This is a genomic window from Amycolatopsis acidiphila (assembly GCF_021391495.1).
Taxonomy (GTDB): domain Bacteria; phylum Actinomycetota; class Actinomycetes; order Mycobacteriales; family Pseudonocardiaceae; genus Amycolatopsis_E; species Amycolatopsis_E acidiphila.
The window spans coordinates 6218774-6242311 of the sequence record NZ_CP090063.1 but is presented as its reverse complement, the minus strand read 5'-3'; the positions used below and the strand labels follow the sequence as shown (position 1 = coordinate 6242311).

The window sequence follows — 23538 nt, the reverse complement described above, 5'->3', positions numbered from 1 at the left end:
GGCGAAGCAACGCTTTGAAAACTATTCACGTCAGCGGTTGCCCTGGTACCTACGGAAGTCGGGAAAAACGGTCATCGCGGGAGTGCGAGTGGCAAAGTACGCCGGACGGCGGCCTCGTGCCGCCCGTACAGCGGCAGCACCGGCACGTCGAGATCCTGAGCGCGCGGCGGTTTCCGCATGCCATGGTGCTTCACGACGCGGATCGTCACGTCCTCGCGCAGCCGCCCCAGATGCGTGCGCCGCAGGTTGTACGAGACGACGGTGAGCGAGGCATCGCGGGCCGACGCCGAGAAAGCGCTTCCCGAATCGATCTTCGGCGTGAAGCACGCCTGTGTCGTACCCGCCGCCGACCACGACAGCCAGCCGTCCACCACGGCGCTGGTCCGGCGGCTACCGGCGAGTAGTTCCCCTTGTACGCCAAGGGTCTCGCGCAGTTCGGCCGCGAGCTCCCCGGCCTCGAGGACCGTCGCGAAGTACCCGGCGTCCGCGAGCGAGCCCAGGACACCGAGCGCCGCGCGGGTGATGGCCCGGTGCTCGCCCAGTTCGCCGGCGCCGCGGGAAAGCGCGGCCAACGGCGCTTCGGCCGGGCGGTAGCGCACGGCGAGCAGATGCACGCGGCGTGTTTGCTCGGTCCGCACCATCAACTGGGCGCCCGCGAGCGGGATGTCCGCGTTGTCGCACGCCTCGCGCAGCACGTCGGTCAGCGTCGTCACGTCGGGTTCGCCGCTCGCCTGCGGCGCGAGCCGGAGCACGGCCGTCCAGCCGCCGTCGACGCCGACGACGCCGAAGGAGTTGCCGGCGCGGTCGTGGTGCTGGCGCAACCGGAAGTCCGGCGCCAGCACGAGCAGCGGGTCGTCGCCGGGGCGCCGGTCGTCGTGCTGCAGCAGGCGATGGTGCACCCAGATGACGGTCCAGCCCGCGAAATGCCGGCCCGCCACCCGCACCGAGGTCGCGCCGACGGCCAGCGCCGCGAGCAGCAGGACGGGGATCGCCTGGTCCACCAGGCAGGCCGCGACCGCGATCGTCCAGACCACGACCTGCGCGGGACGCACCGGCAGCACGCGGGACGACAACAGTGCCGCGGGACGGTGTTGCCCCGTGATCGCGGGAATCCGTGCATCGGCCGTGGTCAAGTTCGGCGCCTCTCGTTGATTCCTGGTACAGGATAATCAGGTCCGTCACTATTTCCTGTGGGTAGAAATAGCCACAGGGCCCCGGGATGCGGGAGAATCACCGGGCGGCACGGGCAGGTGCCGGGCGAAGTTATGGAGGCGGGCATGAGCGAGCAACCGCGGATCCGGGTCAGCGTGGTGGAGGACCATCCGCTGTACCGGTCCGCCGTGGCACGGGTGCTGACCGAGGCGCCGGACATCGAGCTCGGCGCCGTCGCCGACTCCGTGCCCAGGTTCGCCGCCGCCCGCGAGCCCGCGGGGTCCGTGGTCGTCCTCGACCTCAAGCTGCGTGGGGTCACCGACGCGGCGGCGGTGCAGAAGGTCGTGACGATGGGGCACAAGGTGCTCATCGTGTCGGCGCACGCGGGCCAGGACGAGGTGCTGGGCGCCATCTCCGCGGGCGCCCGCGGCTACCTGTCCAAGGACGCCGACGGCGCCGAGATCCTGCGCGCGGTAAGGGAGATCGCCGCGGGCAACACCTACGTCTCGCCCGCGCTGGCGTCGTTCCTGCTGAACTCGACGCGCGGGGTGAAGAGCCTGCTGTCCGACCGGGAGCGGCAGGTGCTGTCGCTGGTCGCCGCGGGGGAACGCGACACCGACATCGCCGAGGCGATGTCCATCAGCGTCCGGACGGTGCGCTCCTACCTCGAGCGCATCCGCGACAAGACGGGCCGCCGCCGGCGCCCGGAACTGACCCGGCTGGCCATCGAGGAAGGCATCTCCTAGACCGCGACGGCGGCGGGCGTGCCCCACCGCAGCGCGATGCCCTCGCCACGCAGGACGCGGCGGAACCACAGCAGCGACACCACGATGGCCGCGCCGACGACGCTCCACGAGCCCGCCGTCGACACGAGCAGGAAGTTCCCGACGCTCTCCCGCGCCAGGATCCACAGCGTGGTGACGCCGTTGGTGAGGAACACCAACGCCCACAGCAGCGAGAGCCGGCGGAAGATCTGCACCACGCTCGGATGCTCGCTGAACGCGGCGGGGAACGCGCAGAAGTCGTCCGCCAGCTTCGCGATGAAGGGGCGGCCGAACGGCAGCGAGGCGACCAGGACGAACGCGATCAGGAAGTTCTGCAGCGTCGGCTGCAGGAAGTAGAGGAAGACGCTGCCCGTCATCAGCCCGAGCACGGTGCGCGCGACCAGCAGTCCGGTCGTCAGCAGCAGCACGGCGGGGATCGGCTGGCGCAGCACCGCGCGGCGGACGAGGGCCAGCAGCGACCAGGACAGGGCCGCGATGAGCCCGCCGTCGAAGCCCACCAGCGTGAGCAGTAGGTAGAACAGGCCGAGCGGGACGACCGTCGATTCGAGCAGGTGTTTCGCGCCTTGGCGCAGCAGGGAGCCGAAGGCGGGCAGGTGGACCGTCAGGTGCGGAGGCATCGAACTCGCTGTCTCTCTCGTGCCGGGGGGAGCACGGGGCGGGGCGGCTGAGTCGCCGAATGTACCCGGTGACCCTGTGAGGTCAGGGTCGGCTCCCTGGTAACTCTCCGGGGAATTTCCGGATCCGGGAAGAGTTCCCAGGTGGTGTGATGTTGCGGTGAAGGGGGAGGTGAGCCGATGACCGCGGAATGGAGCAGCCTGGCTGTGGCGGTGCCCGCCGCGGTCGCGGGTGCGGCGCTGATGGGGTTGGCGTCCGCGGCTCAGGCGAAGGCCGTGAAACAGGTGCCGGAGGGCAGGACGCTGGATCCGGGGTTGCTGGTCGCGCTGGCGCACCGGCCGTTGTGGCTGGTCGGCATCGCGGCCACGATCGGCGGCCTGCTCCTGCAGGTGCTCGCACTGGGGTTCGGGCCGCTGATGCTGGTGCAGCCGCTGCTGGTCACGGCCCTGCCGTTCGCGGCGGCGTTCTCGGCCTGGCTCAGCCACCGGCGCGCGGACCGGGTGGTGGTACTGGGTGCACTGGTGTGTGTGGCCGGGCTCTCGGCGTTCCTGGCGCTCGCTCGTCCGACCGGGGGGTCGAACGATCTGGTGAGCCACGTGGGGCCGCTCGCCGTGGTGCTCGGGCTGGTCGCGCTGCTCGGGCTGGGGTTGTCGACGGTGCTGCGGGGACCGGGCCGGGTGCTCGGGCTGGCGCTGGCGACGGGGGTCTTCTACGGCGTGACGGCCGGGCTGATGAAGGTGGTCGCGGGGCAGCTGCGGCTGGGCGTGACGGTGCCGTTCGCGCACTGGGCGCTCTACGTCGTGTGCGTGATCGGGCCGATCGGGTTCCTGCTGTCGCAGAACACCTTCCAGCAGGGGCGGATGATCTCGCCCGCGCTCGCCGTGATCACCACGAGCGATCCGCTGGTCGGCGTGGCGATCGGTATCGGCTGGATGGGGGAGTCGGCGGCGACCGGTGCCGGGGTGCTCGCCGGGGAGCTGGTCGCGGCCGCCGTCATCGTGGCGGGTATCGCGGTGCTCGCGCACCGCAGCAGCCATCTGGTCGCGCCGGCGCCTACAGTCGCCGGTTCGCCAGCGCCCCGGTCGCGGCCCGCGCTTTCTCGGTGACCTGCGGGTCCACGTCCACGACCACCAACTCCGGGCCGGCGCCCAGCTGGGCGTGCACCCGCCCGAAGCCGTCGGAGACGGTCGAGTAGCCGATGCCGGTGGGGGCCTTCGGGTTGACCGGCGTCCCGGTCGCGGCCGGGTCGGCCTGGCCGCAGCCGAGCACCCAGCAGCCCGAGTCGAGCGCGCGGGCGCGCACCAGCACGTCCCACTGCTCGCGCTTGCCCTCGCCCGCGCCCCAGGACGTCGGCACGACGATCGCCGACGCGCCCATGTCCGCCAGCCGGCGGAACAGTTCGGGGAACCGGATGTCGTAGCAGGTCGCGAAGCCGAGCGTGACGTCATCGACGGTGGTGGTCACGACGTCGGCGCCGGGGGCGACCGTGTCGGACTCGCGGAAGCCGAACGCGTCGTACAGGTGGATCTTGTGGTAGCCCAGGTGCTGCCCGAGACCTGTGATGAGCAGGGTGTTGCGGACCCGCCCGTCGTCCGACGGCGTGAACATGCCCGCGACGACCAGCACGTCGTGCTCGGCGGCGATCGCGGCGACCGACTTCGCCCACGGCCCGTCGACCGGCTCCGCGAGCGGCTTGAGCGAAACGCCGAAGCGGACCATCGCCGCTTCGGGGAACACCACGACCCGCGCGCCCTCGGCCGCGGCCCTGGCCACTTCGGCACGGATCAGCTCGAGGTTCTCCGCCGGGTCCTCGCTCGATGTGACCTGACTCAAGCCGATCCGCAGCACGGATACCTCCCTGGTCGTGGACGGGCTCCCCCTCCGTACCCTAGACCCATGCTGAACCGCACCGACCTGCGTGGAAAGGTCCCGTCCGCCGCCGAGCTGCGCGCCACGCTGCCGCGCGCCGAGATCGATGTGGACGCGGCCCTGCATCAGGTCCGGCCGGTGGTGGAGGCGGTGCGCGACCGCGGTGTCGAGGCGGTCCTCGATTACACGGAGAAGTTCGACCGTGTCCGCCCGACCGCGGTGCGCGTGCCCGCTCCGGCCCTTTCGCGGGCACTGGCGGAGCTGGACCCGGCCGTGCGCGCCGCGCTGGAGGAGTCCATCGAGCGCGCCCGCAAGGTGCACGCCGACCAGCGCCGTGCCGACGTCACCACCGAGGTCACCGACGGGGGCACCGTCACCGAGCGCTGGCTGCCGGTCGAGCGCGTCGGGCTGTACGCGCCCGGCGGCCTGGCCGTGTACCCGTCGAGCGTGGTGATGAACGTCGTCCCCGCGCAGGCGGCGGGCGTCGGCTCGCTCGTGCTGTGCACCCCGCCGCAGGCGGAGTTCGGCGGCAGCCCGCACCCGACCACGCTGGCGGCCGCCGCGCTGCTGGGCGTCGACGAGGTGTGGGCGGCCGGCGGCGCTCAGGCGGTCGCGTTGCTCGCCTACGGCGGCACGGACACCGACGGCGCCGAGCTGGTCCCGGTCGACCTGGTGACCGGGCCGGGCAACATCTACCTGACCGCGGCCAAGCGCATGCTGCGCGGTCTCATCGGCATCGACTCCGAGGCGGGCCCGACCGAGATCGCGATCCTCGCCGACGAGACCGCGGACGCCGGCCACGTCGCCGCCGACCTGATCAGCCAGGCCGAGCACGACACGCTGGCCGCGAGCGTCCTGGTCACGACGTCGGCGTCGCTGGCGGACGCGGTCGACGCGGAGCTGGCCGCGCGCGTGAAGGCGACCAAGCACAGCGAGCGCGTCACCGAAGCACTGACGGGCAAGCAGTCCGGGACGGTGCTGGTGTCCACTGTGGATGAAGGCCTGCGGGTGGTCGACGCGTACGCCGCGGAGCACCTGGAGATCCAGACCGCGGACGCGCGCGAGGTCGCCGCCCGTGTGCGCAACGCGGGCGCGGTGTTCGTCGGCCCGTACGCGCCGGTGTCGCTGGGCGACTACTGCGCCGGGTCGAACCACGTGCTGCCCACGGGCGGGTTCGCGCGGCACTCGTCGGGGCTGTCCGTGCAGACCTTCCTGCGCGGCATCCACGTCATCGACTACAGCGAGAGCGCTTTGCGCGAGGTGGCGGACAAGGTCGTCGCGCTCGCCAACGCCGAGGACCTGCCCGCGCACGGCGAAGCCGTGACGGCTCGTTTCGGAGGAGAGAAGTGACCGGGCCCGCGGACGAGGTGACCCTGGCGGACCTGCCGCTGCGGGAGGACCTGCGGGGCCGCAGCCCCTACGGTGCCCCGCAGCTGGATGTGCCCGTCCGGCTCAACACCAACGAGAACCCGTACCCGCCGCCGCCGGAGCTGGTGGACGACGTGACCGCCGCGGTCCGCGAGGTCGCTGCCGGGCTGCACCGCTATCCCGACCGGGATGCCGTGGCGCTGCGCCAGGACCTTGCCGACTACCTGTCGGTGTCCACCGGCGTGCTGCTGTCCGAGCGGAACCTGTGGGCCGCCAACGGTTCCAACGAGATCCTGCAGCAGATCCTGCAGGCCTTCGGCGGTCCGGGCCGCACCGCGCTGGGCTTCGAACCGTCGTACTCCATGCACCCGATCATCGCGGCCGGCACGCGCACCGAGTGGGCGCCGACGCCGCGCCGCGAGGACTTCACGCTGGACACCGCGCGCGCCGCGCAGATCGTCGCCGAGCGCAAGCCGGACGTGGTGTTCGTGACGAGCCCGAACAACCCGACCGGCGGCTCGATCCCGCCGGCGGAGCTGGATTCGCTGTTGCGCGCGGCGCCGGGGATCGTCGTGGTGGACGAGGCGTATGCCGAGTTCTCCTCGCAGCCCAGCGCGGTCGAGCTGCTCTCGGAGTACCCGGCGAAGCTGATCGTCTCGCGCACGATGAGCAAGGCGTTCGCCTTCGCCGGCGGCCGGCTCGGCTACCTCGCGGCGGCGCCCGCGGTCGTCGACGCGCTGCAGCTGGTCCGCCTGCCGTACCACCTTTCGCTGCTGACGCAGGCCGCCGCGCGGGCCGCGCTGCGCCACGCGGACGCGACGCTGGCTTCGGTCGCGAAGCTGGCCGCGGAGCGCGAACGGGTGGTGGAAGCTCTGCTGGGGCTTGGTTTCAGCCCGGTTCCCAGTGACGCCAACTTCGTCCTCTTCGGACCGTTCGCCGACGCGAAGGCCAGCTGGCGGTCCTATGTGGACAATGGAGTGCTGATCCGCGACGTCGGCATCGCGGGTCACCTGCGGGTGACCATCGGCACTCCCGAGGAGAACGACGCCTTCCTGGCGGCGAGCAAGGAGGTCCCACGGTGACGAGGATCGGCAAGGTCGACCGCACCACCAAGGAGTCCGCGATCTCGGTCGTGCTCGACCTCGACGGCACCGGCGAGGTCGAGGTCTCCACCGGGGTGCCGTTCTACGACCACATGCTCACCGCGTTCGGCGTGCACGGCTCGCTGGACCTGAAGGTCGAGGCGACGGGCGACATCCACATCGACGCCCACCACACGGTCGAGGACACCGCGATCGTGCTGGGGCAGGCGATCCGGCAGGCGCTGGGCGACAAGAAGGGCATCCGCCGCTTCGGCGACGCCTGGATCCCGATGGACGAAACCCTGGCCCACGCGGCGATCGACGTGTCCGGCCGGCCGTACTGCGTGCACCTGGGCGAGCCCGCGGAGTACAACAGCTTCACCATCGGCGGGAACTACCCGTTCGTGCTGACCCGGCACGTGTTCGACTCGCTGTCGTTCCACGCGCAGATCGCGCTGCACGTGCGGGTGCTGCACGGCCGGGACCCGCACCACATCGCGGAGGCGGAGTACAAGGCCGTCGCGCGCGCACTGCGCGCGGCGACCGAGCCCGACCCGCGTGCGGGCGGGATTCCTTCGACCAAGGGTGTCCTGTGAGCAAGGAAATCGTCGGGATCCTGCTGCTGGCGCTGGCGGGCTTCCTCGCCGGTGGCGTGTACAGCACCTACAAGACGGCGAAGGTGATGGCCGGCGTGCTGCTGGTCGCGACACTCCTCGCCCTCGGCGGCGGGATCCTGTGGTTCGTGAGCTAGCCCGGCTCACCACCCCACAGCGACGAGCATGTACTGCGGGTTGCTCATCGAGATGAACGAGGACTGCTCGGCGTAGTCGTCGTACGGGAAGCCGTACTGCTTGCCGTCGATGGCGTTCTGGTGCCAGAACTGGGCGTAGTAGTTGGCCGGTGCGGCCTGGTAGAAGGCGGCCGGATCGGACTGCTGGGACACCGGCAGCTGGGCCACGTGCCGGTTGATGCCCGCGCACAGCTGTGCGTTCGTCGCGAGCGTGCCACTGCAGCCGAAGATCTGCGCGGTGGAATCGCTGCTGTCGCCGACGGAAGCGGCATACGCGGCGAAGTAGTTGGCGTACTGGCCGCCGGGCTGGAACACCGGATCGTTGCCGGGTGACGGAATTCCGTAGGGCGCGTTGTCGGTGGCCAGCTGCTTGAACTCGGTGGGCACCGAACTCTGGAACCGTTGGAAGGTCGCGTCCCGGGTTTCGGAGAAGGTCGCGTAGTTTTCGCCGATCACCCGCTCGGACCCGTCGTGCCCGTGCACGAGCAGGGCCAGCTTGAGGCCGAACCGGTCGACCCGCGTGGTGTTGACGTTGAGCTGGGCCGGGCCGACGGTGAACTCGATGAAGTCGTAGTACGGGCCGTCGGGCGAGCCGAGGTGGAAGTACATCCGGCCGGCCGAGTTCGCCGGCATGTCGACGTAGGGCTGCTGGGCGATCGAGGCCGTCTGACCGTTGAAGGTCCAGTACACCTGGCTGTCGGGGTACTGGCCGTTGGTGTGGTTCTCGACCTTGACCTGCAGGACGTTCTGTGCGGGCGGAATGGTGCTCGGATCACCCCAGAAGGACGCGGGCGGGGCACCGTCCGCGGGCGCGGCCAGCGCGGGCGCCGGGAGCGCGGCGAGTCCCAGCGCCAGCAGGACCGACGCCAGGCGGATGTTCTTTCGCAGGCGGGCAGACACCATCATCACCTCCGTGTTCGGGAGCCTTTCCGGTGCGCGCCGACCCAGTATGTTGCCGCGCACAACAATGGTCAAGGGTGTGCGCGCATAAAGGTATGGACCACTCGGGAAGCGTTTTCTGCTAGACGGTCTCCAGCCGCCGGTCCAGCTGCTTCGTGAGCTTCTCGCCCTCGACGTCGACGTTCGGCAGCAGCCGGTCGAGCCGGCGCGGCAGCCACCACGCCTTCGCGCCGAGCAGTGACATCACCGCGGGCACGATCGTCATCCGCACGACGAACGCGTCCACCGCGACGCCGAACGCCAGCGCGAAGCCGATCGACTGGATCAACGTGGTGTCGGCGAGGACGAACCCGGCGAACACGCTGATCATGATGAGCGCGGCGGCGACCACGACCCGTGAGCCGTGCCGGAAGCCGGTGACCATCGCCTGCTGCGCCTCGGTGCCGTGCACGTGTTCCTCGCGCATCCGCGTCACCAGGAACACCTGGTAGTCCATCGCGAGCCCGAACAGCACGCCGATGAGCAGGATCGGCAGCATGCTCATGATCGGCGCGGTCGACTGCACGCCCAGTAGGTCGTCGAGCCAGCCCCACTGGAACACCGCGACGACGGCGCCGAACGTCGCCACGACCGAGCCGAGGAAGCCGAGAGTGGCCTTCAGCGGCACGACCAGCGACCGGAAGACGAGCATCAGCAACAAGAACGCGAGCCCGACGACGACCGCGAGGTAGGGCAGCATCGCGCCGGCGAGCTTCTCCGAGACGTCGATCTGCAGTGCGGTCTGCCCGGTGACGGCCAGTTCCGTGCCGTCGGCGTGCGAGCGGATGTCCCCGACGAGCTTTTCGGTCTGCTCGCTGCTCGGACCGCTCTTCGGGATCACCGTGAACATCGCGGTGTCGTGCCGGGCGTTGAACTGCGGCTGGGTCACCGCGGCGACGTCGGTGAGCCGCGAGACCCGGTCCGCGGCGGCGGTCGTGTTGTCCGCGGTCGCGTCGGAGATCACCACGATCAGCGGGCCGTTCACGCCGGGGCCGAACCCGGAGGTGACCAGGTCGTAGGCCTTGCGCTGCGTCGAGTCGGGCGCCGCGGTGGCGTCGTTGGGCAGCCCGAGCTGCATGCTCAGCGCAGGGATCGCGACGATGAGCAGGCCGGCCACGGCGGCGATCAGCACGGGCACCCGGTGCCGCGCCACGAACCGCGCCCAGCGTTCGCCGTTCGTCGCGCGCGTCTGCTTCTTCGCGCGCTTGCCGAGCACCTTGCGCCCGGCGAAGCCGAGGATCGCGGGCAGCAGGGTGAGCGCGATCAGCACGGCGACGGCGACGGTCGCGGCGGCGGCGATGCCCATCTGGCCGAGGAACGGGATGCCGACGACGGTGAGCCCGGCCAGCGCGATGATCACGGTCAGGCCCGCGAACACGACGGCGGAGCCGGCGGTTCCGACACTGCGCGCGGCCGCTTGTTCGGGTTCGTGGCCTTCGCCCAGCTCGTGGCGGTAGCGCGAGACGATGAAGAGCGCGTAGTCGATGCCGACGGCGAGGCCCAGCATCAGCGCGAGGATCGGGGTGTTGGAGTTCAGCTCGGTGAAGCCCGAGACCGTCAGGATCCCGGTCATGCCGACCCCGACGCCGATCAGCGCGGTCAGCAGCGGCAGGCCCGCCGCGAGCAGCGAGCCGAAGGTGATGGTCAGCACGATCGCGGCGACGACGACGCCGATCCCCTCGGTGGCGCCGGTCTCCGGCATGCCCTGCATCGCGTCGCCACCGAACTCGACGGTCAGCCCGGCCTTGCGAGCGGCATCGGCCGGGGCGGTCACGGCTTCGCGATCGGAGTCGGTCAGCTCGGACGCCGGGACCCCGTAGGTGACCTGCGCGAGCGCGACCCGGCCGTCGGGGGAGACGGTCTTGGCCTGGAACGGGTCGGTCACCATGCTCGCTTTCGGCGCCGTCTTGAGCGCGTTCACGAGCTGGTCGACCGCGGCTTTGTCACCCGGATCGGTGAGCTTCTGCCCGGTCGGCGCCTCGATGGCGACGCGGGCCGTCGCTCCGCCGACCGACGCCTGCGGGAAGCGCTCCTTGAGGTGGTCGATCGCCTGCTGCGACTCGGTGCCGGGGATCGTCACGGAGTTCGTGAGCTGCCCGGACAGCGTGGTCGCGCCCAGTCCGAGGACGACCAGGACGCCCGCCCAGACGGCGGCGACGAGCCAGCGGCGGTGGAACGAGAAGCGGGCCAGGCGGTAGAGGAGGGAGGCCACGAGTACGACTCCAATTCAGTCGATCGGGTGGCCTCAAGCTAGCCGATCGACAAGTGCCCGTACAAGCCGATCGGCTAGTATGTGACTAGCCGCACGGCTAGTTTGATCGGTTGCTCTCGGGGTAGCGGGCCGCGTACCCTCGCTCTGTTCACTGGGAGGGTGCGATGACAGCCGGGCCGGCCGCCGTGTCCGCGAGCGGTCAGGAGGACACGCGCACACGCCTGCTCGCGACCGCGCTGCGGCTGTTCACCGAGCACGGCGTGGAGGGCACATCGCTGCAGATGATCGCCGATGCGCTGGGTGTCACGAAGGCGGCGGTGTACTACCACTTCAAGACGAAGGACGAGATCACCGGCGCGGTCGCCGAGCCGGGTCTGCGCGAGCTGGACCTGGTGGTCGCCGAGGCGTCCCGGCTGCGGCGGCGGGGTGCGCAGGTCGACCACCTGCTGACCGGCTTCGTGGACATCGTGGTGCGGCACCGGACGCTGGTGGCGCTGTTCAGCAGGGACCCCGGCGTGACGCGCGCGCTGACCGACTCGTGGGCGACGCGGGAGAACTTCAGCGTGCGGATGATGGAGATCTTCACGGGCCCGGAGGGCGACACGAACCGGGCCATCGCCGCGCACGCGGCCATCACTGGCATCGCCCTCACCGGCGGCGCCCCGCAGTTCGCCGACCTCGACGACGACACCCTGCGCGCCCACCTGCTCGACGTGGGCCGCCGGTTGCTGGGAAGGCCGCGCCGGGTGAGCTGAGGCTCGGGTTTGTCCGGGGGCGTGTTCGCGGCGGATGTGTTCGTGGCGTCGCCTGTGGCGCGCTGGGTCGGGTTTATCTGGAGACGTGCTCGCGGCGTCCCCTGTTGTGTGCTGGTTCGGGTTTGTCCGGGAAGCGCTCGCGCCGTCGCCTGTTCCGCGCTGGGGCGGGTTGTCCGTGGATGTGCTCGCGGCTTCGCCCGTTCATCGCTGGCTCGGGCTTGTTGGGGGACGTGCTCGCGGCGTCGCCCGTTCCTCGCTACAGTTCGAGCTTCCGGTACGTCGCCGTCTCGGTGAAACCCAGCGCGAGGTAGTAGTCGCGCGCCCGCCGGGTGGGGACGGTCAGCTCTACCGCCCCGGCCGCTCGCGCCCGGTCGGCGATCGCGCCCACCAGCGCGCGCCCGATGCCTGCTCCGCGGCGCGGCGGGGTGACCACCAGCTCCTGGAGTTGGGCCACCGATCCGTTGGCGTACAGCACGAGAAACCGGGTCGCGAGTGCGTAGCCGACGACCTGCCCGTTGTCCTCGGCGACGAGCAGATCCGTTTCCCCGGGCGCCATCGAGGTGAGCAACCGGCCATAGTTCCGGTCGAACGCCGCGCGCGAAGGCCGGTAGCTCGTTGCGAAGAGTTCCAGCAGTGCGAAGACCTCGTCGGCGTCAGTGTGCTCCGCGGGTCGGATATGCGTCATGACACCGGCCGTAGGAAGGCGTCATGGCACCCGCCGTAGGAACCGTGGCGGCACGTGCGCCGTGAGCCACACCCCGTTCTCGCTTACCCGGAACTCATGACCGGCGCCGCTCATCGCCGCCGCGTCGATCTCGAGCACGATCGGTTTCCCGCGTCTGGCACCCACATGACTGGCCGTCTCGTGCGTCCGCGAAAGGTGAACCTCGCGCCTTTTCATCGGCCGCAACCCCTCGGTCAGGATCGCCGGCAGGAACCGTTCGACCGTGCCGTGGAACAGGATCGCGGGCGGCTCGGAGACCGGCAGGCCGAGATCGACATCGACACTGTGCCCCTGGCTCGCGCGGATCAGCATGCCGGTCGAGTCGAACGCGAAGCGCTGTTTGTCGTTACGTGCCACCACTTCTTCGAGTCCGGCACGCGTCAGTCGTAATCCGTGCCTCTCGAGCGCGGCGAGCAGGACGTCGACCTCGACCCAGCCGTCGGGACTCAGTGTCAGCCCGATCGCCTCGGGCGCGTGCCGCAGATGCCGGGAAAGCCGCTTCGAAACGGCGACCAGTTCGGGATTTTCCATCTCGCCTTCCTCTCTGTGCGGCTGGTAAGCAGGAGCCACACGAAACCTGGGAGGAAGCATGCAACACGGAACCTTGCGCGACCAGTGGATTACGCCGCTGGAGCGGGAATGCCTACCCTGTTACCTGGCCCGGATGCTGGCAGATTTCGGCTGTGACAACACGTTGCGCTGGACCCTCCGCTGGCGCGACGCCCGTGCGCCCCGCGCGACGTCGGTGGCGAAAAGCCCCGCCCGCTGCGACTGCGCGATGGCCGCCGCACAATCCCCACCAGGCGGTGGCCGCCATATCCCAGCCGCCGCCCCGCCGTCCGACACCGAGCTAAGACCGGCCGAGACGCGCCCTCCACACCCGATCGACCGCGAGCCACCCCACAACGGCGCCCCACAACCAGCCGGCGCACTTTCTTCGCACGTTCCCCCGTCACAACCACCGAACGACCAGCACTTCCGAACCGGTGCCCCTCCACCGCACCCAACCGCCGCGCCTACGTCGCCCGAAACCGGCGCGACCCTGCCACGCCAAACCGCCGCAGTCCCGCCACGCCAACCGGGCGCCACCACGCCACGCCAAGCCGCCGCCACCGCGCCACCCGAAACTGCCGCAACCCCGGCACACGAAACCGCCGCAGTCCCACCACCCCAAACCGCCGCAACCCCATTAAGGTCACCCGCCGCTACCCCGCCACATCGAACCGCCGCCACCGCGCCACCCGAAACCGCCGCCACCGCGCCACCCGAAACCGCCGCCACCGCGCCACCCGAAACCGCCGCGACCGCCCCACGCCAGCCCGCCGCCACCCCACCCGAAACCGCCACCCCACCACGCCCAACCAGCGCCACCGTGCCACGACCGCCCAACAACCCCCAGCACCGAACCGCCGCCGCCCTACCCCAACCACACGCCGCCCCGCCGCAACCCTGCGCCGGCGTCCGGCGAGGGTCCACCAGACCCTGCCGCCCTACGCGCCGCCCTCCACCACCGGTTTGAGCAGGCGCGCGCCGGGGCCGAAGCGGGCCATCTGGTCGTCCTGGTTGTAGAGGCCGCACATCCGAAGGGAGAGACAACCGCAGCCGACACAACCGGTGAGCCTGTCGCGCAGCCGCTGCAGCGCGTCGATCCGCGCGTCCAGCTCGTCCTGCCAGTTCCGCGACAACCGCGCCCAATCCGCCTTCGTCGGGGCATGGTCCCTGGGCAGCGTGGCCAGCGCCGCGCTGATCTCCTCCAGGCTCAGGCCCACCCGCTGCGCCGCACGGATGAACGCGATCCGGCGCAAGACGGTGCGCGAGTAACGGCGCTGGTTGCCGGCGGACCGCTCGGAGGAGATCAGGCCGCGGTCCTCGTAGAATCGCAGCGCGGTGTGTGGCACTCCGCTGCGTTCCGAGACCTGTCCGATGCTGAGGTGGTCGGCAAGCTTGGTCACGTCCGCCAGAGTAGCCTTGACTTAAACCTAAGTCGAGGTTGCATCGTGGCGGTATGACGACCACCACCGAGCCGGACCTGTCCGCGCTGATCGCCCGGATGACGGGGGACGAGAAGCACTCCGCGGCCGCTCGATCCACTGTGGACGTGCTCTGGGCGCTCTACGACCGCGTGCTGGACATCTCCCCGGAAAAGGTGCACGACCCGCGGCGCGACCGTTTCCTGCTGTCCAAGGGGCACGGACCGATGGCCTACTACGCGGTGCTGGCCGCGAAGGGCTTCCTCGACCCGGACGAACTCGACGACTGGACCTCGGTCGGCTCCCGCCTTGGCATGCACCCGGACCGGATGCGCGTGCCTGGCGTGGAGATCTCGAGCGGCTCGCTCGGCCACGGGCTGGCGCTCGCGGTCGGCACGGTCTTCGGGCTGCGCGCGCAGCGGATCACCGACGCGAAGGTGGTGGTGCTCGTCGGCGACGCCGAACTCGACGAGGGGTCGAACGCCGAGGCGATCGCACTCGCGGGCAGGGCGGCGATGGATCGGCTGACCGCGGTCGTGATCGACAACTCGTCGGCCACCCACGGCTGGCCCGGCGGGATCGAGCGCCGGTTCGCCGTCGAAGGCTGGGCCACCCGCAGGGTCGACGGCCGTGACCACGACGCGCTCTATGACGCCTTGACCACGCCGCATCCCGCGCAACCGCTGTGCGTGGTGGCCGTCGTCGAGCCGAAGGAGCGTTGAGCCGTGGCCGACATGCGGGAGACTTTTCTATCCACAATGGACGATGCGCTGGCGGCGGACCCACGGCTGGTGCTGGTGCTCGCCGACATCTCCGCGGCGTCCATGGCCCGGGCGCAGCGACGGCATCCGGACCGGGTGCTCAACGTCGGGATCCGGGAGCAGACGCTCATCGGCGTGACCGGGGGGCTGGCGCTGACCGGAATGCGCCCGGTGGCGCATTCGTTCCCGCCGTTCCTCGTGGAACGACCCTACGAGCAGGTGAAGCTCGACCTGACGCACCAGGGCGTCGGCGCGGTGCTCGTGTCCGCGGGCGCGTCGTACGACATGTCGTACGCGGGCCGCACGCACCAGTCGCCGGCCGACGTGGCGCTGCTGGACACGGTGCCGGGCTGGACCGTGTACGTCCCGGGCCACCCGGCCGAGGCGCGGCGGCTGCTGCTCGAGTCGTTGCCCGGCGACTGCAGCGTCTACCTGCGCCTGAGCGTGCAGGCGAACGCCCATCCACATCTGGGCGTGGGCTTCCAGACGCTGCGGGACGGGCGGCGCGGCGTGGTGCTGGCTGTCGGGCCGGTGCTGGACCGCGTGCTGCCCGCGACCGAGGGCCTCGACGTGACAGTGCTCTACGCGAACACGATCCGTCCCTTCGACGGGAAGGCTCTGCGGGCGGCGATCGGGGAGTCCGCCGACGTGGTGCTGGTCGAGCCGTACCTGGCCGGCACCTCCGCCCACCACGTAACGGAGGCGCTTGCCGACCTACCGCACAGACTGCTTTCGCTGGGCGTCCGGCGGGACGCCGAGGTCCGGCTCTACGGCACGCCCGCCGACCATGACGCGGCGCACGGGCTGGACGTCCCCGGCCTCACATTCGCGCTGAAGGATTTCTACGACCGAGCCGAGCGCTGAGTAGCAGTACGAGTACGGACCGTTCGAACACGGGACGCGCGAAAGGCAGGGCTGAGGCAACTGGCGCCAGCACCCCGCGCGAGCTCAGGGTGTCAGGCCGGCCCGGGTGAGTGCGTCCGCGGGCAACAGCCGGCACAACGACTCGGCGGTCACCCGCAGATCCTCGGCCGCGGCGGCTGCCTGCTCCAGCTCGCTGCGCACCGTCTGGTGCGCCGCCAGCCCCAGCTCGTTCTCGGGCTGGGTGAGCGTCGGGCACTCGCGCAACTGGTCGAGGATCCGGGTGAGCGCCGAGGCGGTGCCGGTCATCCCGCGCATCAGCCCGCGCAGCTCGGCCGCCTCCAGCTCGTCGGCGTCGAAATGGGCGAGCTCGTCGGCGAGCTCACCGGCCAGTGTGATGATTCTTCGGGCAGGTGCGGCCCGGCCCTCGAGGCCGGGGCGCATCGTCGAACTGCTCTGCGACGGCATTGTCACTCCCTTTGCCTGCCTCCCAGCGGAAATCATTCCCGTACACGGGAGAGTTCAAACGGGACTTTCGGTGTCGTTGGAAGCCGTTGGCCATCCACCCTAAACTGGTGTCGTGACTCGCGTCGTGATTTTGGATTACGGTTCCGGGAACCTTCGCTCCGCCGAACGTGCCGTGCAGCGCGTCGGCGCCGAGGTCGAGGTGACCGCGGACCCGCATGCGGCGCTGGAGGCCGACGGCCTGGTCGTGCCCGGCGTGGGCGCGTTCGCCGCCTGCATCGAGGGGCTGCTCTCGGTGGGTGGCGAGAAGATCATCGGCACCCGGCTCGCCGGCGGCCGCCCGGTGCTCGGCATCTGTGTCGGCATGCAGATCCTCTTCGAGCGCGGGGTCGAGCACGGCGTGGAGTCGAAGGGCACCGGAGAGTGGCCCGGCACCGTCGACCGCCTGCACGCGGACGTCGTGCCGCACATGGGCTGGAACACCGTGCGGGCCCCGGAGGGCTCGCAGCTGTTCGCCGGCCTGGACTCTGACGCCCGCTTCTACTTCGTGCACTCCTACGCCGCCCGCAAGTGGGAGCTCGACTCCGGCCTGCCCGGGCAGCAGCCCAAGGTCACCTGGGCCCACCACGGCGAGGATTTCGTCGCCGCGGCGGAGAACGGCGCGTTGTGGGCCACCCAGTTCCACCCGGAGAAGTCGGGCGATGCGGGGGCTCACCTGCTGGAGAACTGGCTGCGCACCCTCTGACAGGGCTCACCTATAGTGACCGCGTGACTTTCACGCTCCTTCCCGCCGTGGACGTGGCCGACGGCCAGGCCGTCCGGCTCGTCCAGGGTGAAGCCGGTACCGAGACCTCCTACGGGGACCCGCTGGACGCGGCCCTGGCCTGGCAGCGCGACGGGGCGGAGTGGATCCATCTGGTCGACCTCGACGCCGCGTTCGGCAAGGGCTCGAACCGCGAGCTGCTGGCCCGCGTGGTCGCGCGGCTGGACGTGCAGGTCGAGCTTTCCGGCGGGATCCGTGACGATCAGTCACTGGAAGCGGCGCTGGCCACCGGAGCCCGCCGGGTGAACCTGGGCACCGCCGCGCTCGAGGACCCGGAGTGGACCGCGAAGGCCGTCTCCACCTACGGCGACCGCGTCGCGATCGGCTTGGACGTGCGCATCACCGACGCCGGGCACCGGCTCGCCGCGCGCGGCTGGACCCAGGACGGTGGCGACCTGTGGGAGGTGCTGGAGCGGCTCGACCGCGACGGCGCCGCCCGCTACGTGGTCACCGACGTGAGCAAGGACGGCACGCTCAAGGGCCCGAACATCGAGCTGCTCAGCGAGGTCGCCGCCCGCACCGACGCGCCCGTCATCGCCTCCGGCGGCGTGTCCAGCCTGGACGACCTGCGGGCGCTGGCGGCCCTGTCCGGCGACGGGGTCGAGGGCTCGATCGTCGGCAAGGCGCTCTACGCGGGCGCGTTCACCCTGCCCGAGGCCCTGGCCGCCGTCCGCTAGGACGGCCGGCCTCCGGGCGGCTGTCGACTGGGCTGGTTCGCTGGGAGGTCTACGTCCCGGCCACGGCCGCTTGGTCGCAGGCCTGCCTGTCGCTGTCCTTAAGGCGCTCGCTGGGCTGCTCGCTGGACGCCCACGGTTGCTTGTCCGCAGTTCGTTGGCGCCTGCCTGTCGCCGTCCGTCAGGGCGCCTGCCGGGCTGTTCGCTGGCACGTCCGCGGCCGCTTGACCGTGGGCTGTTGGACGCCCGCCTGTGGCCGTCCGCCAGGGTGCCTGCTGGGCTGTCGCTGGGACGCCCGCGGGCCGCTTGGCCGCGGTTCGTTAGGACGCCTGCCGCCTGCTCGGCTGTTCGCTGGCACGTCCGCGGCCGCTTGACCGTGGGCTGTTGGGACGCCCGCCTGTGACCGTCCGCCAGGGTGCCTGCCGCCGTCGGCCAGGCGCTTGCCGCCCGCCCGGCTGCTCGCTGGGGAGCCATCCGCCGGCGGCCCCTTCGGCCACCCGCCAGCCGCCCGCGTGCCCGACGCCCGCCGCCCAGCCAGCCCTCGCCGCGTGCCCGCCGCCCGCCGGCCATCAACCGCCACACCGCCGTCCGCCACACCGCCGCCAGCCACCCAGCCCCGCCACCCCACCGCCCCCACCGCCCCGACGCCCCCGACCGACACCCCCCGCCCTCGGCGAGGGGTGTCAGGCGGCGCGGACGGCGATGCCTACGGTGCGGTCCTTCGGGCCGCGCAGGCGGCTGAAGAACATCGTCACCCGCCCGACGAGCCCGTACTTCCGGGCGATCAGGCGGCGCACGCGCTCGGTGCCCTCGTCGTCCAGCAACCGCGCGGTGCCTGTCACCTCGGGCCCGTGCGTCTGCCGCCCGCGAAGGTCGCAGCCCTGGACCCGCACCGTCCCGTCCCGGCGGATGCGCTTGACCTTGCCCGCCTTCCGCTCCGACCACAGCATCAGCTCGCCGCCGTCCGTGGCCGCCCAGACGGGCGTCGGCACGGGGGTGCCGTCCTTGCGGTACGTGGTCAGCAGCACGTACTTCTCGTCCTTCAGCACATCGATCCCGGATGCCATGGCGCCACCGTAGCGCCGATCACGGCGTCCGGCGGCGCAGCGTCGCCGCGCCCAGCACCAGCGCGAGCAGCGCGCACCCGGCCACGACCAGCAGGTCCCGCACCAGCGCGAGGTCCACTGTGGACGAGCCGGTGACGCGGCCGAGCGCCTCCACCGCGTAGGACAGCGGCAGCACGTTCGACAGCCAGCGCAGCACCCAGCCCATCGACTCGCGGGCCGCGAACAGCCCGCACAGCAGGATCTGCGGCAGCACGAACACCGGCATGAACTGGATCGCCTGGAACTCCGTCCGGGCGAAGGCACTCACGAACAGCCCGAGCGCCATCCCCAGCAACGCGTCGAGCACCGCGATGAGCAGCAGCAGCCATACCGAGCCGCGGATGTCGAGGTCGAGCCACGCCAGCGACACGCCCGTCGCCGCCCCGACCTGCAGGACGGCGAGGCCGCCGAACGCCAGTGCGTAGCCGAACAGCAGGTCCAGCCGGCCGATCGGCATCGTCATCAGTCGTTCGAGGGTCGCGCTCGTGCGTTCGCGCAGGGTGGTGATCGAGGTGACCAGGAACATGATCAGGAACGGGAAGACGCCCAGCAGCGCGGGCGCGGTGGCGTTGAACAGCCGCGGCGAGGCGAGCACGTACCGCAGCAGCACCATCAGCAGCGACGGCACGACGACCAGCATCACGACCGTGCGCGGGTCGTGCCGCAGCTGGGTCAGGATCCGCCGGGCGGTGGCCAGTGCGAGTGCGGGGTTCATGAGCGCGCCGCCTCCTGTTCGCGGATCAGGCGCAGGAACGCCTGCTCCAGATCGGCCGAGCCGGTGCGTTCCCGCAGCCCGGCCGGGGTGTCCACGGCCAGCAGCAGGCCGTCGCGCATCAGCAGGAGCCGGTCGCAGCGCGCGGCCTCGTCCATCACGTGGCTCGAGACCAGCAGGGTGGTGCCGGTCGCGGCCAGTGACCGGAACAGCTCCCACAGCGAGTCGCGCAGCACCGGGTCCAGCCCCACGGTGGGCTCGTCGAGGACCAGCAGCTCAGGCGTGCCCAGCAACGCCACCGCGAGGTTGGCGCGCGTGTGCTGCCCGCCGGAGAGGTTGCCGACGAGGCTGTGCGCCTCCGGGCCCAGGCCCACCGCGTCGATCACTTTGTCCACATCGGACGCCGGGGCACGCAGGACTGCCGCGAAGTAACGCAGCGCCTCGGTCACCGTCAGGTCGGCGTAGACCGCGGGATTCTGGGTGGCGTAACCGATCTTGCGGCGCAGCGGCGGGCTGCCCGCCGGATGACCGAGCACCTGCACCCGGCCGCCCGCGACGACCTGCACGCCGACGATCGAGCGCAGGACAGTGGTCTTGCCGCAGCCGCTCGGCCCGAGCAGTCCGGTCACGGCGCCGGCCGCGACCTCGAAGCTCACCCCGCGCACGACCTCGCGGCCACCCCGCCGCACCCGGAGGCCGTCCACGCTGACGGCTGAATTAGTCATGTGTTTAATTCTGCGCGTGAGGCACAGGCGCGGTCAAGACACTTCGCCGAACCTCGCCAGCGCGAGCGCGGCCGCGACGGCGAGTGCGAACCCGGCGATCGCGACGACGGCGAACCCGGGGCGCGTGGTGTCGCCGAGGGCGAGCACCCCGACCACCGACGGCAGCACGGTCTCGCCGACCACCATCAGCGCCGTCGCCGTCGTCACACTGCCCCGCTGCAGCGCCGAGGCGTAGAAGAGCATCCCGAGCACTCCGGCGATCGCGACCGCGTACGTCGCGGGGTCGCTCAGGAGCGCGCCCAGGCTGTGCGTCGAAATGATCCGTCCGGCCAGCGCGACCAGCGCGAACTCCAGTCCCGCGACCAGGCCCAGCGCGGGACTGCGCACCCGCTCCGGCGCCCGTCCGGCCAGCGCGCCGACCACGCCCACCACGGCCGTCGCGAGCAGCAGCGCGAGGTGGAAGCCGAAGCCGACCGGAGCGGACCCCTCGCCCTGCGCGGACGCTCCGAGCAGCGCGAGCCCGGCGCACACGAGCACCACCGCGGCCCACTCGCGCGCGTGCAACCGCGCGCCGATGGCGATCGCCGCGACGGCCGTCACCGCGAGGCTCGCCGCCAGTGCCGCCTGTACGGCGAACAGCGGGAGCACCCGCAACGCGACCAGCTGCGCGAGGAACCCGACCACGTCGAGGGCAGTGCCGAGCACGTAGCGCCACTGCCGGAACACGCGCACGAGCAGCCGCGGGTCGATCCCGCCCGCACCCCCGTCGACCGCCCGCGCGGCGACCGACTGCAGCACCGACGCCACCCCGTACGCCATGGCCGCGGCCACGGCGAACACCCATCCCCACCACATTCCGTCACACTACGGAGAGAGGTAGTACTGGATCGCGGGGGCGACCAGTGCGACGATCTCGTCGTCGGTCGCCGTGGCCAGCGGCGGGATCTCCAGTACGTACCGCAGCATCACGAGGCCGACCAGCTGTGCCGCGGCGGCCGCGGCACGAAGCGGCGGCACGCTCCGGTCTTCGGCGATCCGGCTGAGCACCGCACTGGTGAGGAACTCCCGGATCATCGTCGCCGCCTGCTCGTTGTCCGCGATCGAGCGCAGCAGCGCGAGGAACGGTGCCCGTGCCCGCGCGTCGCCCCAGACGCTGAGGAACAGCCGGACAACGCGTTCGCCGGTCTGCTCGTCCGGGGTCGCGAGCAGGCGGGGCAGCTCCTCTGCCGGGTTCACCGGCAGGTTCATGGCCGCGACGAACAGCTGCTGCTTGGTGCCGAAGTAGTGGTGCAGCAGCGCCGCGTTCACCCCGGCCTCGGCGGCGATCCCGCGGATCGTCGCGCCGTCGTAGCCCTGCTCGGCGAACAGCCGCCGCGCTGCGGCGAGGATCTCCTCGCGCGTCTCGGTGGGCCCCGGCCGCCGTCCCGCTCGTGCCATGCGCCAGATCGTAGTAAGGCCCCAGTATCCTGGGGATATGTCCGTAGCCGTGAGGGTGATTCCCTGTCTGGACGTCGACGCAGGCCGAGTCGTGAAGGGCGTGAACTTCGCGGACCTGCGCGACGCCGGTGACCCGGTGGAGCTGGCGCGCGCGTACGACGCCGAGGGCGCCGACGAGCTGACCTTCCTCGACGTCACCGCGTCCAGCGGCAACCGCGAGACCACCTTCGACGTGGTGCGCCGGACCGCGGAGCAGGTCTTCATCCCGCTCACCGTCGGCGGCGGCGTGCGCACCTGCGGCGACGTGGACCGCCTGCTGCGTGCGGGCGCGGACAAGGTGAGCATCAACACGGCCGCCATCGCGCGGCCGGAGTTCCTGCACGAGGTGTCGCGCCGGTTCGGCGCCCAGTGCATCGTGCTCTCGGTCGACGCCCGCCGCGTGCCCGAGGGCGGCGAGCCGACCCCGTCCGGCTTCGAGGTGACCACCCACGGCGGCCGCAAGGGCACCGGGATCGACGCGGTCGAGTGGGCCGCGCGGGGTGAGGAGCTGGGCGTCGGCGAGATCCTGCTCAACTCGATGGACGCCGACGGCACGAAGAACGGCTTCGACCTCGAGCTCATCGAGCTGACCCGCAAGGTCGTCCGGGTGCCGGTGATCGCCAGCGGCGGGGCGGGCGCGGTCGAGCACTTCGTGCCCGCCGTGCGGGCCGGTGCGGACGCGGTGCTCGCCGCGAGTGTGTTCCACTTCGGACAGTTGAAGATCGGCGACGTGAAGGAAACCCTGCGCGCCGGCGGAGTGGAGATCCGGTGAAGCTCAAGTCCTGGCAGGTCGCGGTCGAGGTCAAGACGGCGACGGTGCTGCTGGTCGGGCTGGGCCTGGCCTACCTGGTGCTCGGCATCGTCATCGTGACCACCTCCGAGGCCTCGCCGCGCACGCTGCTGCTGCCGGTCGCGAGCGTCATCTTCGGCGGCCTCGTCGCGGGCGGTCTCGCGCTGCGCATGCCGTCGTCGCGGTTCTTCGGGTTCGCGGTGGCCGCGCTGTTCGGGCTGCTGCACGCGTTCCTGCTGCTGGCCGGCGCGGTGTTGTGGTTCAAGCTGTTCTCCGCGGTGCTCGCCGTGGGCTACATCTACACCTGGGTGCTGCTGAACTCCGGCCCGATGCGCCGTTACCTGCTGGGAGACGCGGCATGAGTCTCGACCCCGCGCTGGCCGCACGCCTCAAGCGCAACGCCGACGGCCTGATCTGCGCCGTGGTCGTCGAACACGCGACCTCGGACGTGCTGATGGTCGCGTGGATGGACGACGAGGCGCTGGAACGGACGCTGACCACCCGCCGCGGCACCTACTACTCCCGCAGCCGCAAGGAGTTGTGGGTCAAGGGCGAGACCTCCGGGCACGTGCAGCACGTGCGCGAGGTGCGCCTCGACTGCGACGCCGACACGGTGCTGGTGCGGGTCGACCAGACCGGCCCCGCGTGCCACACGAACACCCGCAGTTGCTTCGACACCGACGAAAGACTGTTGCTCGCCGACGACCGCGGTTGACCGCGTACTGTGCCGATCGTGACCGGGCCGACCGTCAGCCACGGCCGGCGCGGAATGTAGGTCGGCTTCTGTTGATCGGTTCGGCCTCCTTCTGGCCGCTTGGTAAGGCGCTGAAATCGATCTTCCGGGTGAACTTCGGATCTCGTTGTCTGATTCGTTGCCAAGCCTG

General features: G+C 71.2%; 29 protein-coding genes. 15 read left to right on the top strand and 14 right to left on the bottom strand.

The features are described from left to right. Positions 1 to 71: 71 nt before the first annotated feature. On the bottom strand, positions 72 to 1133 hold the full coding sequence (locus LWP59_RS30575) for a type VII secretion protein EccE (RefSeq protein WP_229858357.1): 1062 nt from the start codon (positions 1131 to 1133) through the stop codon (positions 72 to 74). Positions 1134 to 1277: 144 nt separating this feature from the next. Here LWP59_RS30575 and LWP59_RS30570 point away from each other — a divergent pair, with 144 nt between their 5' ends. After that, positions 1278 to 1898: a LuxR C-terminal-related transcriptional regulator gene (locus LWP59_RS30570; protein ID WP_144643021.1), complete on the top strand. Its 621-nt coding sequence runs from the start codon at positions 1278 to 1280 to the stop codon at positions 1896 to 1898. Here LWP59_RS30570 and LWP59_RS30565 read toward each other — a convergent pair. Next, positions 1895 to 2554 (bottom strand): VC0807 family protein, encoded by a 660-nt coding sequence (locus LWP59_RS30565; protein ID WP_144643022.1) that lies wholly within the window; start codon positions 2552 to 2554, stop codon positions 1895 to 1897. The two genes, LWP59_RS30570 and LWP59_RS30565, sit on opposite strands and share 4 nt — an antisense overlap. Positions 2555 to 2731: 177 nt before the next feature. On the opposite strand from LWP59_RS30565, the gene LWP59_RS30560 reads away from it, so the two are divergent. Beyond that, positions 2732 to 3658 (top strand): DMT family transporter, encoded by a 927-nt coding sequence (locus LWP59_RS30560; RefSeq protein WP_186383442.1) that lies wholly within the window; start codon positions 2732 to 2734, stop codon positions 3656 to 3658. On the opposite strand, the gene LWP59_RS30555 is transcribed toward LWP59_RS30560, so the two are convergent. Next, a complete protein-coding gene (locus LWP59_RS30555) occupies positions 3606 to 4400 on the bottom strand; it encodes a carbon-nitrogen hydrolase family protein (RefSeq protein ID WP_144643023.1) in 795 nt (264 codons plus the stop codon). The two genes, LWP59_RS30560 and LWP59_RS30555, sit on opposite strands and share 53 nt — an antisense overlap. A gap of 48 nt (positions 4401 to 4448) precedes the next feature. On the opposite strand from LWP59_RS30555, the gene hisD reads away from it, so the two are divergent. From hisD to LWP59_RS30535, 4 genes are read left to right on the top strand one after another with little or no spacing between them, the layout of a single operon-like run. Further along, positions 4449 to 5771 (top strand): histidinol dehydrogenase, encoded by a 1323-nt coding sequence (hisD, locus tag LWP59_RS30550; protein ID WP_144643024.1) that lies wholly within the window; start codon positions 4449 to 4451, stop codon positions 5769 to 5771. Continuing rightward, entirely contained in the window at positions 5768 to 6871 is a 1104-nt protein-coding gene (locus LWP59_RS30545) for a histidinol-phosphate transaminase (protein ID WP_144643025.1), read from the top strand. The genes hisD and LWP59_RS30545 overlap by 4 nt, the downstream gene beginning before the upstream one ends. Continuing rightward, entirely contained in the window at positions 6868 to 7467 is a 600-nt protein-coding gene (hisB, locus tag LWP59_RS30540; RefSeq protein ID WP_144643026.1) for an imidazoleglycerol-phosphate dehydratase HisB, read from the top strand. The genes LWP59_RS30545 and hisB overlap by 4 nt, the downstream gene beginning before the upstream one ends. After that, positions 7464 to 7622, top strand: a complete 159-nt coding sequence (locus tag LWP59_RS30535) for a hypothetical protein (protein WP_186383443.1) — start codon at positions 7464 to 7466, stop codon at positions 7620 to 7622. The genes hisB and LWP59_RS30535 overlap by 4 nt, the downstream gene beginning before the upstream one ends. A gap of 6 nt (positions 7623 to 7628) precedes the next feature. Here LWP59_RS30535 and LWP59_RS30530 read toward each other — a convergent pair whose 3' ends face one another. Both LWP59_RS30530 and LWP59_RS30525 read right to left on the bottom strand, forming a co-directional pair. Next, on the bottom strand, positions 7629 to 8564 hold the full coding sequence (locus tag LWP59_RS30530) for a glycoside hydrolase family 64 protein (protein ID WP_222425668.1): 936 nt from the start codon (positions 8562 to 8564) through the stop codon (positions 7629 to 7631). Positions 8565 to 8682: 118 nt separating this feature from the next. Further along, positions 8683 to 10812 (bottom strand): MMPL family transporter, encoded by a 2130-nt coding sequence (locus LWP59_RS30525; protein ID WP_144643028.1) that lies wholly within the window; start codon positions 10810 to 10812, stop codon positions 8683 to 8685. A 164-nt stretch (positions 10813 to 10976) separates the two neighbouring features. On the opposite strand from LWP59_RS30525, the gene LWP59_RS30520 reads away from it, so the two are divergent. Then, positions 10977 to 11567: a TetR/AcrR family transcriptional regulator gene (locus LWP59_RS30520; protein ID WP_144643029.1), complete on the top strand. Its 591-nt coding sequence runs from the start codon at positions 10977 to 10979 to the stop codon at positions 11565 to 11567. A gap of 256 nt (positions 11568 to 11823) precedes the next feature. On the opposite strand, the gene LWP59_RS30515 is transcribed toward LWP59_RS30520, so the two are convergent. Both LWP59_RS30515 and LWP59_RS30510 read right to left on the bottom strand, forming a co-directional pair. Further along, complete coding sequence (locus tag LWP59_RS30515; RefSeq protein WP_144643030.1) at positions 11824 to 12252, bottom strand: GNAT family N-acetyltransferase; 429 nt, start codon at positions 12250 to 12252, stop codon at positions 11824 to 11826. A gap of 21 nt (positions 12253 to 12273) precedes the next feature. After that, positions 12274 to 12822 carry an RNA 2'-phosphotransferase gene (locus tag LWP59_RS30510; protein WP_144643037.1) on the bottom strand — a complete coding sequence of 183 codons (549 nt, stop codon included), beginning with the start codon at positions 12820 to 12822 and terminating at the stop codon, positions 12274 to 12276. A gap of 58 nt (positions 12823 to 12880) precedes the next feature. Here LWP59_RS30510 and LWP59_RS41235 point away from each other — a divergent pair, with 58 nt between their 5' ends. After that, a complete protein-coding gene (locus LWP59_RS41235; protein WP_191334876.1) occupies positions 12881 to 13810 on the top strand; it encodes a DUF2695 domain-containing protein in 930 nt (309 codons plus the stop codon). Here the strand turns inward: LWP59_RS41235 and soxR are convergent. Next, entirely contained in the window at positions 13782 to 14243 is a 462-nt protein-coding gene (gene soxR, locus LWP59_RS30505) for a redox-sensitive transcriptional activator SoxR (RefSeq protein WP_144646270.1), read from the bottom strand. The two genes, LWP59_RS41235 and soxR, sit on opposite strands and share 29 nt — an antisense overlap. Positions 14244 to 14296: 53 nt before the next feature. Between soxR and LWP59_RS30500 the strand changes: the two genes are divergently transcribed. Then, complete coding sequence (locus LWP59_RS30500) at positions 14297 to 14983, top strand: thiamine pyrophosphate-dependent enzyme (protein WP_144646268.1); 687 nt, start codon at positions 14297 to 14299, stop codon at positions 14981 to 14983. 12 nt (positions 14984 to 14995) lie between these two features. Beyond that, positions 14996 to 15886, top strand: a complete 891-nt coding sequence (locus tag LWP59_RS30495) for a transketolase family protein (protein ID WP_144646274.1) — start codon at positions 14996 to 14998, stop codon at positions 15884 to 15886. A gap of 84 nt (positions 15887 to 15970) precedes the next feature. Here the strand turns inward: LWP59_RS30495 and LWP59_RS30490 are convergent, their stop codons facing one another. Continuing rightward, a complete protein-coding gene (locus LWP59_RS30490; protein ID WP_144646266.1) occupies positions 15971 to 16351 on the bottom strand; it encodes a hypothetical protein in 381 nt (126 codons plus the stop codon). 112 nt (positions 16352 to 16463) lie between these two features. Between LWP59_RS30490 and hisH the strand changes: the two genes are divergently transcribed. Both hisH and priA read left to right on the top strand, forming a co-directional pair. Continuing rightward, on the top strand, positions 16464 to 17093 hold the full coding sequence (hisH, locus tag LWP59_RS30485; RefSeq protein WP_186383660.1) for an imidazole glycerol phosphate synthase subunit HisH: 630 nt from the start codon (positions 16464 to 16466) through the stop codon (positions 17091 to 17093). A gap of 23 nt (positions 17094 to 17116) precedes the next feature. Beyond that, positions 17117 to 17848 carry a bifunctional 1-(5-phosphoribosyl)-5-((5-phosphoribosylamino)methylideneamino)imidazole-4-carboxamide isomerase/phosphoribosylanthranilate isomerase PriA gene (gene priA / locus LWP59_RS30480; RefSeq protein WP_144646264.1) on the top strand — a complete coding sequence of 244 codons (732 nt, stop codon included), beginning with the start codon at positions 17117 to 17119 and terminating at the stop codon, positions 17846 to 17848. A 680-nt stretch (positions 17849 to 18528) separates the two neighbouring features. Here priA and LWP59_RS30475 read toward each other — a convergent pair. The 5 genes from LWP59_RS30475 to LWP59_RS30455 are packed head-to-tail and all read right to left on the bottom strand — an operon-like array spanning position 18529 to position 21825. Further along, positions 18529 to 18912, bottom strand: coding sequence for a PPOX class F420-dependent oxidoreductase (locus LWP59_RS30475; RefSeq protein WP_144645713.1), 384 nt, complete (start codon positions 18910 to 18912; stop codon positions 18529 to 18531). A gap of 19 nt (positions 18913 to 18931) precedes the next feature. Then, the gene (locus tag LWP59_RS30470) at positions 18932 to 19666 is read right to left on the bottom strand and encodes an ABC transporter permease (RefSeq protein ID WP_144645711.1); all 735 of its coding nucleotides are present in this window, start codon (positions 19664 to 19666) and stop codon (positions 18932 to 18934) included. After that, positions 19663 to 20388 carry an ABC transporter ATP-binding protein gene (locus tag LWP59_RS30465; protein WP_144645709.1) on the bottom strand — a complete coding sequence of 242 codons (726 nt, stop codon included), beginning with the start codon at positions 20386 to 20388 and terminating at the stop codon, positions 19663 to 19665. Before LWP59_RS30465 ends, LWP59_RS30470 begins: the two co-directional genes overlap by 4 nt. A 33-nt stretch (positions 20389 to 20421) precedes the next feature. Further along, on the bottom strand, positions 20422 to 21243 hold the full coding sequence (locus LWP59_RS30460; RefSeq protein WP_144645707.1) for a DMT family transporter: 822 nt from the start codon (positions 21241 to 21243) through the stop codon (positions 20422 to 20424). A gap of 9 nt (positions 21244 to 21252) precedes the next feature. Beyond that, positions 21253 to 21825: a TetR/AcrR family transcriptional regulator gene (locus LWP59_RS30455; RefSeq protein ID WP_144645705.1), complete on the bottom strand. Its 573-nt coding sequence runs from the start codon at positions 21823 to 21825 to the stop codon at positions 21253 to 21255. A 37-nt stretch (positions 21826 to 21862) separates the two neighbouring features. Between LWP59_RS30455 and hisF the strand changes: the two genes are divergently transcribed. Genes hisF through hisI form a run of 3 tightly spaced genes read left to right on the top strand, consistent with a single transcriptional unit; the run spans position 21863 to position 23369 of the window. Continuing rightward, a complete protein-coding gene (hisF, locus tag LWP59_RS30450; RefSeq protein WP_144645703.1) occupies positions 21863 to 22636 on the top strand; it encodes an imidazole glycerol phosphate synthase subunit HisF in 774 nt (257 codons plus the stop codon). Beyond that, positions 22633 to 23016 (top strand): hypothetical protein, encoded by a 384-nt coding sequence (locus tag LWP59_RS30445; RefSeq protein WP_144645701.1) that lies wholly within the window; start codon positions 22633 to 22635, stop codon positions 23014 to 23016. The genes hisF and LWP59_RS30445 overlap by 4 nt, the downstream gene beginning before the upstream one ends. Continuing rightward, positions 23013 to 23369 carry a phosphoribosyl-AMP cyclohydrolase gene (gene hisI, locus LWP59_RS30440; protein ID WP_144645699.1) on the top strand — a complete coding sequence of 119 codons (357 nt, stop codon included), beginning with the start codon at positions 23013 to 23015 and terminating at the stop codon, positions 23367 to 23369. The genes LWP59_RS30445 and hisI overlap by 4 nt, the downstream gene beginning before the upstream one ends. Positions 23370 to 23538 lie beyond the last annotated feature (169 nt).

Bases quoted from the DNA above. Each gene is read 5' to 3' on its own strand.
- LWP59_RS30570 (WP_144643021.1), top strand. From the start codon at position 1,278: ATGAGCGAGCAACCGCGGATCCGGGTCAGCGTGGTGGAGGACCATCCG.
- LWP59_RS30565 (WP_144643022.1), bottom strand. From the start codon at position 2,554: ATGCCTCCGCACCTGACGGTCCACCTGCCCGCCTTCGGCTCCCTGCTG.
- LWP59_RS30560 (WP_186383442.1), top strand. From the start codon at position 2,732: ATGACCGCGGAATGGAGCAGCCTGGCTGTGGCGGTGCCCGCCGCGGTC.
- hisD (WP_144643024.1), top strand. From the start codon at position 4,449: ATGCTGAACCGCACCGACCTGCGTGGAAAGGTCCCGTCCGCCGCCGAG.
- LWP59_RS30530 (WP_222425668.1), bottom strand. From the start codon at position 8,564: ATGGTGTCTGCCCGCCTGCGAAAGAACATCCGCCTGGCGTCGGTCCTG.
- LWP59_RS30520 (WP_144643029.1), top strand. From the start codon at position 10,977: ATGACAGCCGGGCCGGCCGCCGTGTCCGCGAGCGGTCAGGAGGACACG.
- LWP59_RS30515 (WP_144643030.1), bottom strand. From the start codon at position 12,252: ATGACGCATATCCGACCCGCGGAGCACACTGACGCCGACGAGGTCTTC.
- LWP59_RS30510 (WP_144643037.1), bottom strand. From the start codon at position 12,822: ATGGAAAATCCCGAACTGGTCGCCGTTTCGAAGCGGCTTTCCCGGCAT.
- LWP59_RS41235 (WP_191334876.1), top strand. From the start codon at position 12,881: ATGCAACACGGAACCTTGCGCGACCAGTGGATTACGCCGCTGGAGCGG.
- LWP59_RS30500 (WP_144646268.1), top strand. From the start codon at position 14,297: ATGACGACCACCACCGAGCCGGACCTGTCCGCGCTGATCGCCCGGATG.
- LWP59_RS30495 (WP_144646274.1), top strand. From the start codon at position 14,996: ATGCGGGAGACTTTTCTATCCACAATGGACGATGCGCTGGCGGCGGAC.
- LWP59_RS30490 (WP_144646266.1), bottom strand. From the start codon at position 16,351: ATGCCGTCGCAGAGCAGTTCGACGATGCGCCCCGGCCTCGAGGGCCGG.
- LWP59_RS30475 (WP_144645713.1), bottom strand. From the start codon at position 18,912: ATGGCATCCGGGATCGATGTGCTGAAGGACGAGAAGTACGTGCTGCTG.
- LWP59_RS30470 (WP_144645711.1), bottom strand. From the start codon at position 19,666: ATGAACCCCGCACTCGCACTGGCCACCGCCCGGCGGATCCTGACCCAG.
- LWP59_RS30465 (WP_144645709.1), bottom strand. From the start codon at position 20,388: ATGACTAATTCAGCCGTCAGCGTGGACGGCCTCCGGGTGCGGCGGGGT.
- LWP59_RS30460 (WP_144645707.1), bottom strand. From the start codon at position 21,243: ATGTGGTGGGGATGGGTGTTCGCCGTGGCCGCGGCCATGGCGTACGGG.
- LWP59_RS30455 (WP_144645705.1), bottom strand. From the start codon at position 21,825: ATGGCACGAGCGGGACGGCGGCCGGGGCCCACCGAGACGCGCGAGGAG.
- hisF (WP_144645703.1), top strand. From the start codon at position 21,863: ATGTCCGTAGCCGTGAGGGTGATTCCCTGTCTGGACGTCGACGCAGGC.
- hisI (WP_144645699.1), top strand. From the start codon at position 23,013: ATGAGTCTCGACCCCGCGCTGGCCGCACGCCTCAAGCGCAACGCCGAC.